This is a genomic window from Virgibacillus sp. LDC1 (assembly GCF_025792345.1).
In the GTDB taxonomy this organism is placed as follows: Bacteria; Bacillota; Bacilli; order Paenibacillales; family Paenibacillaceae; genus Paenibacillus_AQ; species Paenibacillus_AQ lautus.
In genome coordinates this window covers 514,654-526,837 of sequence record NZ_JAOXLZ010000002.1, presented here as the reverse complement: position 1 = coordinate 526,837, position 12,184 = coordinate 514,654, and the positions used below count along the sequence as shown (strand labels likewise).

Below are 12,184 nucleotides of genomic sequence, written 5' to 3'. Positions count from 1 at the left end.
TCCCCAAAAGCGAAATATTGCGCCCTGCGCTCATTCAAAGGCACAAAAAAAGGCATGAACAGCAGCCTCCATAGCTGCCATTCATGCCTTCCCTCTTACTAACGATCTTTCGCCACAAGCGATCCATCGGATCGTCTCACGGCGGTATCATTTTTTTCCTTACGTATATCAAACGGTTTCCCCGTTATTCCCCTTTGTCTTCCCCGTGCTGTTCCTGTTTGCTTTCGTGTTCCTGTTGGTATTTCTCACGCATCAGCTTCTGCATGATGAATTTCTCCTGATCGTTCAAGCCGCCTTGGTTATCCTGGATGATCATGTTGTCAATGTTTCGCTTCAGTACCTCGGTTTGCGTGTTCAATACATTTCACTCCTTTGAATTTTGCGTCCCTTATGATGTAACATCATTCTGAATCAGAATGAAAGGGTACACGTATTACTAACCATTCTCCTTCCAATGAAACAGAAATAGACGGATTTACCATAAAATCCGAAGGTAGCTTCAAGAAGAATTTGTGTTTGCCCAGCGCTTTCTCTAGGTATTAGCTGCTATTTGCGCTCGATCTGAATCCCCTTAGCCAGAGATTTCTGTTGTTTATTGGTATTAACTAGCTGCGGCAGGCTTCTCGTTTCCTTGACCATGGGGGATTGACACAAATGGCATACCGGTTCCGTGTCGAACGCAAAATCGTCCCGCATCCACCCTTTGCAGTCTTCCTTTGTGCATGCCCAAACTTCCGTTATTTCTTCAGGAATACTCTCCATCGAGTTTTTACGCGAATACATGAACGCTCCTCCTTATTCTCGTCTTAGAAAATAGAAACGCCGTATAAAAGAAAACTGCCCTTAATGTCACACATTAAGGGCAGTTTTCAATTGTAATTACAATTTAACAACGTTCTCAGCTTGTGGTCCACGGTTTCCTTCAACGATGTTGAATTCAACGCGTTGGCCTTCGTCAAGCGTTTTGAAGCCGTCGCCTTGGATCGCGCTGAAGTGAACGAATACATCGTTACCGCCTTCAACTTCGATGAAACCAAAGCCCTTTTCAGCATTAAACCATTTAACAGTTCCTGTTTGCATGGGGGAATCCTCCTTGATATATATTTACATGACCTTTTTTCTTCGCAGACGGAATAAAAAAATTCACATATTGCACAAGGTTACCAGAAATGACAACCCTCTACAATATGTGAATTCAGGTCGATTTCGATATTCATATCTTAACACATTTGACTGCCGATAGCAAATACCAAAGCAAAAGATTCTGCGGAAAAATTAAAGTTATTTTATTCGGCATCATTCCGATTAAGCACAAGCAGGCATATACAACTCCCGGCATATGCCGGGAGCTGGATCCGGAGCAGGTTTTTTACGCGTAAACGTTTACTTTCGCAATTCCTCCAGCGTTTCCTTCCAGCGCTGCAGGACTTCATCCGGGTCGTGCAGCTGAAACTTCACGGCCGATATAATATCCGCATACTTCGCGATATCCTCGCGAACAGCCACTACCTCGGCATCAAAACGCTGCAGCGGATGCCGGGCGTCCGGCAGATCGGGAAGCGCTTGAAGACGCAGCCGAACATAATGGGCCGCTCCATCATGGATCGCCACCAACGTGCCCTGTCCGGTGCGAAGAAGATTGCCAGTCGTAACCGTTCCCTGCCATAATGCAAGTCGAAGCCGGCTCCGGTCTAAAGCCAGCACCTCCCCCACGCTGAGCATGGCCGTATTCGGCCATCCATCCTCGGTTACGCTCAATAGCATCATCGCTTCATACTGTTTCGACTCCAGATCCGAGCCATCCAGCCATTGGCACAACCCTTCTGATATTGCCGCCTGTTCCGTCACAGCGCCCTCTCCCCTTCAGCTAATAAATTTAACGCGCTTCGGTAAATTCCAGCCAATCCAGCTCGATTCGGCCCTTATTCACCATCAACACCAGATCCACAGGGCCTTCCTCCATCGGCATAGCCTCAGCCACCCTATGGATGTCCCACTGTCCTTCGCCAGAGTCGGACAAGGAGATAAGCTCAGGCTCCCGGTCCCCGATCTGGAGCATAATATCCACCGTTCCCTCGGGAATCAGGGCCCGCATGTCCAGATGAAAGACATCTACAGAAGCGCAATACGCATCATAAGCAAGCCAATCGCCTTCCCGGAGCTGAACGCATACCAGGTTATCCTCTACCCATGGCTTGCCGCCTTCCGGAGCGTAGCTTGGTTTCTCCGCCTTGCCCGTCATCATCCGCATCGGAACGCCGTCAGAGATCCGGAAGCCGATATCCTGGCTGGCCTTCGTTTCAATATGATAAGAAATGCCCTCGCCCCGATATCCGTAAAACTCCGCCGGAATCTGAATGGGCAGCCGGCGCAGCAGCGACCGGGATACGTTCGGGTAAGCATCGCAGGCTGCCAGCGGAAGACGGTCCAGGTATTCGTCAAGAATCGCTTCGGCTTCGGCTGAAGACGGCTTCTCACCGCCTTCCAGGTAACCCGTCAGTTTATCCCAGCCTTCCGGCATGCGGATCGAGAACGGCGAATTCTGGGTGTTCATCTTCTTCCAGGTCCAGAAGTTCCAGGATATGTTGTGGTCCTCGAACATCCGGAAGGCCCCCGTATACCACTGCGGGTTGTTCTCCCCGCCTTCTCCCATGAAGATCGGCACATTCCACTCCTCGCGCAGATCGATATACTTCTGAATGCTCTCCGTGTCGGGATTGTTCCAATACTTATGGAACTGCAGCATCAGGTTATCATCGAATGTATCGTCAAAAATGCTCCAGTCCGTAGACCAGTGCACGCCTTCCAGAATGATCATATGACGCTTGTCCACTTCGCGTATAGCCGCGGTGATTTCCTTATACAGCGGCATCACCCGGTCATTATACTTGCTGAACCAGTCAGGCAGCGGTTCGTTAAGCAGGTCGTAACCGGCAACGATCCACTCGTCTTTATATCGTTCCGCCAGCATACGCCACAGCGCTACGGTCCGCTCCGCGTTCAGTCGATCCGTGAACAGCTCCGGCAAATCCCGCTCGGAATCGTCGATATTGGCGCCGGTCTGTCCGCCGGGCGCGCCATGCAAATCCAGAATAACATACAGCGAATACGTCCTGCACCAATCGATCACCTGATCGATGAGCTTCAAATGTCCTTCGTGGAATACAAAAGGTGGCTGCTGTCCTTCCTCCATCATAAACCTGGCATTGATCGGTACCCGAATGGAGTTAAAGCCCTCAGCAGCGATCTGCCGGATGTCGGCTTCTGCGATATACCGCTCGTAATAGGTCTCCCAGAACACGGATGCCTTCTCCTCGCCGATCAGATCCCTGATCATGCCTTCGATGCGCCGCGGGCGGTCCCCCTGCTCCGGCATTTTCCACATGTATCCTTCCGGCAGCAGCCAGCTGCCAAGTCCGACTCCCTGCAGCAGAATTTCCTGCCCGTCCCCATTCACCACGCGTTTGCCGTCTGCCTTAACAAAACCGCTTACCAAAGGATTTCTGCTATCATTCATATTGGCATTCCCTCGCTTCCATGTCTGTAACGAATGTAATTGACCTGTCCATACCAATGACGACATGCGTCCTACAGGCCAAACATCAAACAAAATATAACATGTCATGCCGGGCAATAAACCTCATTCCGAAAATCAGGGAACCAATCTGAAATATCGGCCACCGGCCAAAAGAAAAAGGCGCTCTCCTCTTATCGAGGATAACGCCTTTCCCGTCTACCAAGATTATGATGATACCTCCGCAACCGGCTTGGCCGGAACTGAAGGACTTGATGCTTTACCCTTCTGCAAGCTGCCCGGCAGTTTACCGAAGAAGATCCAGGTCCAGCCTCCCAGGCGGCTCATGCTGTAGACCACTATATAAGAAACCGCCACCGCGCTGACAAGACCGCCGGCATACCACGCGAGCAGCAGCCAGGAGTTCTCCGTCTGCGGAGGAAAATCCCGGTAGAGGAGCAGCACCAGCGGATGCACTAGATAAACGCCAAAAGAATACACCCCGAGCCGCCGGAACCCGTTCAACCACCAAACTCTCTTATTCCCGAAGAGCAGCGCGACCTGAAGCATGACCAGGGCGGTGGTTAACGTATGCACATTCCAAAAAGCATCGTAGAGCAGCGGATGATATTCCGTCCCCAGCAGCCTCTGATTATATCGAAGGCCGATATGCACCAGCGCGGCGCCCAGCCATACCGCCCAGAGCGAGATCCAGCCCAGCTTGCGCAGCGCCGGTCTTGCAGCATGCTGCGCAGATGTCAGCCAATCCTTGACCCGGTCATAATAAATGCCGGTCCATGCTCCGAGAAAATAATACGACAGAAACGACAGCGACCAGCTGTTTCGGTTCGTTACGTCCCACCAGGCATCATTGCCGAAATAGAAGAGCCACTGCAATGCAATGCCCACCAGCACGCAGACCGCCGCGAAGCCGCGGAATCGCTTCAGCAGCATCAGCACGAGCGGGAACAGCACGTAGAACTGAATGTTAATGAAGATGAAATATAAGTGCGTGTAGGATTTTCCCGTTGCCAGCTTGGGCCAGAAGCTCTCCAGCATCGCCGCCAGATCGGGCTCGCCCCCGCGATGATACCAGGCCACCGTAAAGAACAAAACCGAGAACAGCAAATACGGCACCAGGATATACATCAGCCGGTTTTTGAAGAACCGCGCAAGGTCACGGCCCTTGAACGGACGGTGATAATAATTATAGAACAGCACGAAGCTGCTCAGAAATATAAAGGTCGTCGTTCCCACCTTCGAAAATATGTTCAGGAAGTTATACAAGCCAAAAAAATCGTCCCCGCGCATCTGAACTGTGGCGAACGACGTTGCATGCACCATCAGCACGCCCATCATCGCAAAGCCCCGAACCAGGTCGATTTCGGTTAATTTTGTACGTTTCTCCATGTTGCCTCCTCCATATGATTACGCCCCCTATTATATCTCACTCCCCAACGCTTGGATACTAAATTTTCCTAAAAGTGGCATGGAACAAGCTCCCTTTGCCATACCAGTGTAAAAAGGGCCTGGCACCCAAACAGGACAATAGCTTACATGCATGCAGGCGTCCAATTCGAAGTGAATAGGAGGGGATTTCTACTGATTGAATTTAGCCGCGTCAATAAATTTTTCGGAACCTTCCATGTTCTGAAAGAAATCGACCTGACCATTTCCCAGGGGGAGGTCGTTGTCATCGTTGGACCTTCCGGCTCCGGTAAAAGCACGCTGCTGCGGTGCATCAATCGGCTCGAAAGCATTACGGATGGGGAGCTTGTCGTGAATGGCGTCAAGCTGCATGAAAGAAAGATCGACATTAATACATTCAGGCGGAATATCGGGATGGTCTTCCAGCATTTCAACCTGTACCCGCACAAAAAGGTGATCGACAACATCATTCTCGCCCCCATGAAGGTGCTGGGGATGTCCAAAGCGGAGGCGACGGAAAAAGCGATGACGTACCTGCAGCGGGTCGGCATCGCGGACAAAGCGGACAGCTATCCATCCCAGCTCTCGGGCGGCCAGCAGCAGCGGGTTGCGATTGCCCGCGGATTGACCATGAACCCAAAGATTATGCTGTTTGATGAACCGACGTCCGCACTCGACCCGGAGATGATCGGCGAAGTGCTCGACGTCATGCGCTCACTCGCCCACCAAGGCATGACCATGGCCGTGGTTACCCATGAGATGGGCTTCGCCCGCGAAGCCGCGGATCGAATCGTCTTTATGGACGAAGGCCGGATTATCGAGGATGCGCCCGCCTCCGATTTTTTCAATCAGCCGCGGGAAGAAAGAGCACGGGCCTTCCTGAGTCGTCTGCTGCATCACTAACCCGGACTTCGTGCGTAGGGGCGGAAAGGATTGAACTTCCGCAATGCTGCTCTTCAGGGGCTTGCTCATGAAGAGAAACTATACTTTTTAGGGGGAACTGGGGATATGAAAAGAAAATTTACGAGGACCTTCAGGTGGAGCGCGGCTTTATTAGCGTTAGTGATCATGCTGATCGCATCCGGATGCGGGGGCTCCGGCAATACGGACACCCTCGAGGCGATTAAGAAACGGGGCAAGCTTGTAGCCGGCGTAAAATATGATACCAAGCTGTTTGGACTGCAGGACCCTGCCACCGGCAATGTGGAGGGTTTCGATATCGACATCGCCAAAGCGCTGGCCAAAAAGATTCTCGGTGACGAGACCAAGGTCGAGCTGAAGGAAGTTACCTCCAAAACCCGGATCGATATGCTGAAGAACGGGGACATCGACATCATTATCGCCACGATGACCATAACGGAGGAGCGCAAGGAGCAGGTGGACTTCAGCGATGTTTACTTTGAGGCCGGCCAATCGCTGCTGGTGAAGAAGGGAAGCCCGATCACGGGTCTGGAAAGCCTGAACAAGGATACGAAGGTGCTCACGGTAAAGGGCTCTACCTCTGCGCAAAATATCCGCGAGAAGGCGCCCGACGCGGTCATTCTCGAATTCGAGAATTATCAGGATGCCTTCACCGCGCTTAAAGCGGGACAGGGGGACGCCCTGACCACCGACAATTCCATCCTCCTCGGCATGCAGCAGCAGGACCCGAGCTTTGAGCTGGTCGGCGGCAACTTTACGGATGAACCATACGGCATGGCCATCAAAAAAGGAAACCCGGAGTTTGTGAAAACCGTCAACGAGCTGTTGAAGGAGTTGAAGGATAGCGGCGAATACGACAAACTGTATGAGCAATGGATGGGCGTGAAACCGGAATGACCGCAAGCATGTAATGGTCGGGCCGGTCCTAAAGTGTCATGGCTCCAATCAGGTTCCTCCCTTTTACCCGGGCGGGACTGCCTGGCTGCTTTCGACCGGCTAAACGACCATCATCCCCCATAGGAGGTGAAGCATAGTGACCTTGTGGGATTTCAACATTCTGGCCCAGCATTGGGATCAATTCATGGCTGGCCTGGGCCAGACCATTCTCGCCAGCCTGCTTGGGCTGATCGGCAGCTTGGTGCTGGGCACCTTGATCGCCATCTTGCGGATTGCCCCATTCCGCATATTGAAAGCCATCGGCGCCATCTATGTAGAGTTTATCCGCAACATTCCGCTCTTGGTGGTTGTCTTTTTCTTTTTCCTGGGCCTGCCCTCTCTCGGGATACCGGTTGATCCGTTCACCTCGGGTACGCTCGGGCTGATGGTGTATACGGCTGCCTTCATTGCCGAAGCCATTCGGGCGGGGATCCAGGCGGTACCCTCCGGACAGTCGGAGGCTGCTCGCTCCTCCGGGCTGAGTTATATCCAGAACATGCGCTACATCATTCTTCCGCAGGCGATCAAAATCGTACTGCCGGCCATCGGCAACCAATTGATCAATTTGGTCAAGAATTCCTCGGTCCTGGGCGTTATCGCCGGACTCGACCTGATGTATTACGCCGATCTGATTAACTTGAGCACCTTCAAAGGCATTCCCGTCTATACGTTTGTAGCCCTGTTCTACCTGCTCCTGACCATACCGCTCAGCTTGGCCGTCCATTACATGGAGCGCCGCTTTGCGAGAAGCAATTGACGTTAACACGAAGTTTGCCTAATAAACAGGAGGTGGCATGAGATGGATTTTATCGGTGCGTACTCCTGGCCGAATCTGCGATATCTCCTTCAAGGCTTTTGGATCACGGTGCAGGTTGCCGGCTTATCCATTGTATTCAGCTTTATCATCGGAACCGTGCTCGGGACCGTGAGGTATACGAAAACCCCCTTCCTGTCGAGGACAACGGCCATATTTGTGGATATTATCCGCAATTTGCCGCTGCTGCTGATCATATTCTTCATCGGCATGGTTCTGCCCCAGACCGGGATTCGAATCCCCACCTTCTGGGCGGCCGTCGTCGGCCTGAGCATTTTTGAAGGAGCCATGATCGCCGAAATTATCCGCAGCGGCCTCGTATCGGTGGATAAAGGCCAGATCGAAGCGGCCCGGGCCTCCGGTCTCTCTTATATGCAGACACTGCGGCACGTGATTCTCCCGCTGGCGCTGCGCCGAATGTCCCCGCCCATGGTGAGCCAGTTCATCTCGCTCATTAAAGACACATCGCTCGCCGTGATCATTTCACTGCCTGAGCTGATGCGCAACGTGCAAATTCTTAGCGGTTCCAGCTATGCCTATGTTATTCCTGCCCTTGTTTTTGCGTCCTTGCTGTACTTCACGCTGAATTATCTTCTGTCCATTATCGCCAAACGGCTGGAAGCAAGACAGATCTAACCTGGTCTGCTGTTCCCGCTCCTGTCCTGGACTACTAACCATTATCGTAAAAAAACAAACGGCCCGCCATAAGCGTTTACGTCCAATCTGCTCCGCAGCCATTTTGGCTTGCGGAGTATTTGCATTTCTGGAGCACCTGCGAATTCTAGAACCCAAGCTTCCCGCAATGCAGCCATATGGGCATCGGATTTATTTCCAAGTACGCTGCAACAATGGCGAAACCCTCCTCGTCTAAATACATAATCATCCCGAAAGGAGACGCCGATATGAAAAAAGGCTTTATCGCCATGATCGCTCTTTCCCTTACTGTTGGACTATGGCTTGGCGCAGATCAATCCACGGTATCCGCCTTGTCATGCGCGGAGCCTCGAAAGGCTACCGAGGAGTTAAAATCCTCGGACGCAGTATTCAGGGGGACGTTGGCCTCGTCCAATCCTAAAGCCGATATATCCAAAAGCAAATATGTATTCCTGGTTACCGAGTGGTGGAAAGGAGAATCGGATTCACCAACCGTCACCCTTTATTCCAATGGCTGGGAATCCTTTGCTACAGGCAAGGAATATATCGTATTCGCCGAGAAAAGCGGGGAAAAGCTCAAACCCCGTCTATGCGGAAATACCGGTCCCTCCTCATCCGTTGACGTGACTTCGCTGGGGGAAGGCATCCAGCCCGAGAAACCGGCTCGATCAGCCGAAAGCCCAAAGTCCGGCAGTATCCTGGCGGGTTTGATTGAGCTTGTTCGCTACCTGCTGGGGAAATATTAATCCCTTCCCAGCCTTCTCAGGAAATGTTGGCTGTTTCAGGGTTGCTTGAAAATACCTGCTCCTTCGCGTGAAAAAAATACAACCATTCTCCATGCCATACGTATACAACGTATAAGAACTGCTTTTAAACGACAGGAGGATGAGAAATGATCAAAAGATTATTGTTGATATCACTTGTTCTGGGAGTTCTCTCCGGCTGTTCCTTGGTGGACAGCGTGAACAATTCCTTGGATTATACGAAAGAAGCCACCACTTTTATAAATGATGCCTCCCAATTTGCCGAGTCCATTCCGGAGCTGGCCCAACAGGCCGCCACGAATACAGATGCCAAGGAAACGCTGACCCAAGAACTCGAAGCGATGAAAACCCGGATCTCGGAGTTTAATGGCATCGAAGCCCCTGCTTTTGCACAGACCATCCATGAACAGCTGGTCGCTTTAAACGACACGCTGCTGACCGACATCAACGGCTATATGGATCAAATCCAGAACGGAGTGACCGACTTCCAGAATTCCAACATCGTTCAAACCATCAATAAAATTAACGAAACGATGGATATGCTCCAAAATCTTCAGCCGTAATCAGGCAAACTCTTGCCGACAATATAGCAGCCCTGCTCTTCATGAGCAGGGCTGCTATATTTGTCTTTGCTATGTATGTATTCCTCATTTAAAAAAGGATTCGAGGTTGGCGGTAAGCGTCTGCTTTACGACATATCGCGTTCCGTCTTCGCTAGGCGCCATAATCCAGTATGTCCCTTGGTAGCCCGCTTCATCCTTCGGGTCCCAAGCCACAATGAATTGCCATGCATCGCCAAAGCGTTCATTATATTCTTCTCTATAACTCGCGGCCATATTTTCCCGCGGAACCGATTCGATTGGAATATGCTGCACGCTTTCAAAAGACTTCATCCATTCCGTAAATTCCACCATGTCCCGGGCGTACTGACCCGAAAAGTATCCCTCGCTCCCACCCGACATCGCGTAAAAGGTATCCGCATCCTCCGCCTGCGCTGCCTGATACAGCAGAGAAACGGTCTGCACCGGCTTCCATACAGGCTGCTTCGCTTTTGCGGCAAGAAATGCCCGGTCTTCAGCCGTATGCTGAATCTCTATAGCGATAAGCTCTTCCATCGTCGCTTCCCTTCCAAGCTCGTAAGCCCCGGGATAAACCGTGGATTGCTCCACCACTTGAAGTCCATCCGTGAACGCCGTCACAAACCACAGGTTATGATCGCCCTGACTGAGCTCCTCCAGCACAATCTCGGCTTGGCTGCCGTACGTGAGAGATAACAACTGGCGGCTTTCCCGATCCAGCCCCTCTCGATCAAAAAGCTTGAATCGTTCCGGTCTCACTTCACGCTTGCCGGCCTCTTCGAATAACACCTCCAGCTTGGCAGGGGACATACGGACGCTCGGAATGTCAGCATGGCGGAAATACGTGGCGGAATCGTTAGCCTGAAGCGCCTCATACATGTCGAGAACCGCTTCAATCGGATTGTGGTTGGACTCCCCCTCCGACGGCTCCGGTTCTTGCTTAACCTGGTGATTGCTTTGATCTTCCGGCTGGAATGCCATACGCAAACTTTCCGCTGCTGCTGGCATTTCCGATTGATTCCCGACTTCTCCTACACTCGGCACGGCGGCAGTCGATCTATTTTGCTGTATGGATCCCGGCACCTCCTTCGTGCATGCGACCATTAGCATAATCGTCATGAAAGTCAGAACCAGGATCTGTCCGGATCGCTGATTCGGCTGCTTCCTCGTCTTCATTTCGTTCACCCCCATATATAACGAGTACAAATGTATTTTAGGATTGGCGCTGCACCGATCTCTTTATATTCATCATCGTCATAATAGAGAGGAATGTTTATCATTGCGGATGAAAAAAGCTCCCGCCAGATCTAAAGACCTGAAGCGGGAGCTCCTTCTCATATGCATTAATTAAATTGATTATAGCTTACAAATTCCAATACTGGCTTGCGATAGCCCCGGGGACGAGGTTTTCTTACATCTTCCTTGCCAATCGCGATCAGCATGGCGGGCACATAAGAGTCCGGAATGCTCAGATCCTTCTGCAGAACCTCGGGATCAAATCCGATCATCGGGCAGGTATCCCATCCCTTGTCCTTGGCTACCATCATCAATAACATGGCGGATAGACTGGCATTGCGAATGGCTTCATCCCTCATAAAGGTTTCTCCGCCCGCTTCATAAAAGTTCGTGACCGATTCAACCGTCATGTCATATTCAAGCTTGTCGATCACGCCCAAATTCAGAAAGCCCTCGTTCATTCTTCCGATATCCTGGTAGGCCTGCTTATTCCCCAGCACCACGATGACGGCCGACGCGGTGAGTATCTTATGCTGCTTGTTGGCGGCTTCGTAAACCTTGTGCTTGATATCGGGATCCTTAACCACCACATAGTGCGTGTGCTGTAAATTAAATGCCGAAGGAGCATATTTAACTTCATTAAAGATATCATTCAAATCCTGATCCGGGATTTCAATCCCTTCCATAAACAGATTAGCCGATCTCCGGCTCTTAATTAATGTTGTCAGATCATTCATATCTGCACGCCCCCATCATCGATTAGTTAAAGATTACCGCATCCAGTGAATATGCGCCTGCACCCGTGAGTGCCAGTGCAACGGCCACTGCGATCAACAGCAAATTATACTCGTATCCATTCGCTGTGGACCAATACCCGTTCCGGCCATGCACCTTCACAATTGCGCCCAGCATCGTCAGCGTGATCAGCGCGGCGCCGAGCACCGTGAGAAATCCGGCCGCCAGCAGCAGCCCGCCAACCAGCTCCATCAAACCTGACAACACCGCGATCGCGACCCCAGGCTTAATGCCCACCGATTCCATCCAGCCGCCTGTCCCTTTCGGCCCGTAACCGCCAAACCATCCAAACAGCTTCTGCGCGCCGTGCGCCATGAACGACAACCCAACCACCAAACGAAGTATCAACAATCCAATATCTATAGCCATTTTGTACGCCTCCATATTCATGTTCATTATTTATAGAAATTCATCGACCCTGTTCATTAATATCTTAATATAAAGATATATAGGTGTAGAATGATTAACCTGCTTTACTTTGCTAACGTTTATACACTTTATACTTACTCCTTTCAATTGACTAACTTTTATATAGTCGCTTAAC

Annotated in this window: 15 protein-coding genes; 6 read left to right on the top strand and 9 right to left on the bottom strand. The window is 51.2% G+C overall.

What is annotated here, in order from left to right; translation table 11 throughout:
• Nucleotides 1–184: 184 nt before the first annotated feature.
• From OHJ21_RS22950 to OHJ21_RS22925, 6 genes are all read right to left on the bottom strand, one after another.
• Nucleotides 185–358, bottom strand: coding sequence for a hypothetical protein (locus OHJ21_RS22950; protein ID WP_165789739.1), 174 nt, complete (start codon nt 356–358; stop codon nt 185–187).
• Between the two features lie 188 nt (nt 359–546).
• Nucleotides 547–783: a cold-shock protein gene (locus tag OHJ21_RS22945; RefSeq protein WP_071222231.1), complete on the bottom strand. Its 237-nt coding sequence runs from the start codon at nt 781–783 to the stop codon at nt 547–549.
• A 96-nt stretch (nt 784–879) separates the two neighbouring features.
• On the bottom strand, nt 880–1,080 hold the full coding sequence (cspD, locus tag OHJ21_RS22940; protein WP_006207896.1) for a cold-shock protein CspD: 201 nt from the start codon (nt 1,078–1,080) through the stop codon (nt 880–882).
• Between the two features lie 303 nt (nt 1,081–1,383).
• Nucleotides 1,384–1,848: a pyridoxamine 5'-phosphate oxidase family protein gene (locus OHJ21_RS22935; protein WP_100539924.1), complete on the bottom strand. Its 465-nt coding sequence runs from the start codon at nt 1,846–1,848 to the stop codon at nt 1,384–1,386.
• A gap of 28 nt (nt 1,849–1,876) precedes the next feature.
• Nucleotides 1,877–3,517 carry a glycoside hydrolase family 5 protein gene (locus OHJ21_RS22930; protein WP_100539923.1) on the bottom strand — a complete coding sequence of 547 codons (1,641 nt, stop codon included), beginning with the start codon at nt 3,515–3,517 and terminating at the stop codon, nt 1,877–1,879.
• Between the two features lie 225 nt (nt 3,518–3,742).
• Complete coding sequence (locus OHJ21_RS22925) at nt 3,743–4,924, bottom strand: acyltransferase (RefSeq protein WP_100539922.1); 1,182 nt, start codon at nt 4,922–4,924, stop codon at nt 3,743–3,745.
• Between the two features lie 147 nt (nt 4,925–5,071).
• Between OHJ21_RS22925 and OHJ21_RS22920 the strand changes: the two genes are divergently transcribed.
• The 6 genes from OHJ21_RS22920 to OHJ21_RS22895 all read left to right on the top strand — a co-directional run bounded on the left by OHJ21_RS22920 (nt 5,072) and on the right by OHJ21_RS22895 (nt 9,594).
• Complete coding sequence (locus OHJ21_RS22920) at nt 5,072–5,845, top strand: amino acid ABC transporter ATP-binding protein (RefSeq protein ID WP_100539921.1); 774 nt, start codon at nt 5,072–5,074, stop codon at nt 5,843–5,845.
• Between the two features lie 105 nt (nt 5,846–5,950).
• Complete coding sequence (locus OHJ21_RS22915) at nt 5,951–6,760, top strand: glutamate ABC transporter substrate-binding protein (RefSeq protein ID WP_100539920.1); 810 nt, start codon at nt 5,951–5,953, stop codon at nt 6,758–6,760.
• 136 nt (nt 6,761–6,896) lie between these two features.
• Complete coding sequence (locus tag OHJ21_RS22910) at nt 6,897–7,556, top strand: amino acid ABC transporter permease (protein ID WP_100539919.1); 660 nt, start codon at nt 6,897–6,899, stop codon at nt 7,554–7,556.
• Between the two features lie 42 nt (nt 7,557–7,598).
• The gene (locus tag OHJ21_RS22905; protein WP_100539918.1) at nt 7,599–8,249 is read left to right on the top strand and encodes an amino acid ABC transporter permease; all 651 of its coding nucleotides are present in this window, start codon (nt 7,599–7,601) and stop codon (nt 8,247–8,249) included.
• 266 nt (nt 8,250–8,515) lie between these two features.
• The gene (locus OHJ21_RS22900) at nt 8,516–9,013 is read left to right on the top strand and encodes a hypothetical protein (RefSeq protein WP_100539917.1); all 498 of its coding nucleotides are present in this window, start codon (nt 8,516–8,518) and stop codon (nt 9,011–9,013) included.
• Between the two features lie 146 nt (nt 9,014–9,159).
• Entirely contained in the window at nt 9,160–9,594 is a 435-nt protein-coding gene (locus OHJ21_RS22895) for a DUF6376 family protein (protein WP_100539916.1), read from the top strand.
• A gap of 84 nt (nt 9,595–9,678) precedes the next feature.
• Here the strand turns inward: OHJ21_RS22895 and OHJ21_RS22890 are convergent, their stop codons facing one another.
• The 3 genes from OHJ21_RS22890 to OHJ21_RS22880 form a co-directional block, all read right to left on the bottom strand.
• Nucleotides 9,679–10,785 carry a hypothetical protein gene (locus OHJ21_RS22890; protein ID WP_243390911.1) on the bottom strand — a complete coding sequence of 369 codons (1,107 nt, stop codon included), beginning with the start codon at nt 10,783–10,785 and terminating at the stop codon, nt 9,679–9,681.
• A gap of 167 nt (nt 10,786–10,952) precedes the next feature.
• On the bottom strand, nt 10,953–11,582 hold the full coding sequence (locus OHJ21_RS22885) for a nitroreductase family protein (protein ID WP_100539915.1): 630 nt from the start codon (nt 11,580–11,582) through the stop codon (nt 10,953–10,955).
• 22 nt (nt 11,583–11,604) lie between these two features.
• Complete coding sequence (locus tag OHJ21_RS22880) at nt 11,605–12,009, bottom strand: DoxX family protein (protein WP_090910112.1); 405 nt, start codon at nt 12,007–12,009, stop codon at nt 11,605–11,607.
• Between the last annotated feature and the right edge of the window lie 175 nt (nt 12,010–12,184).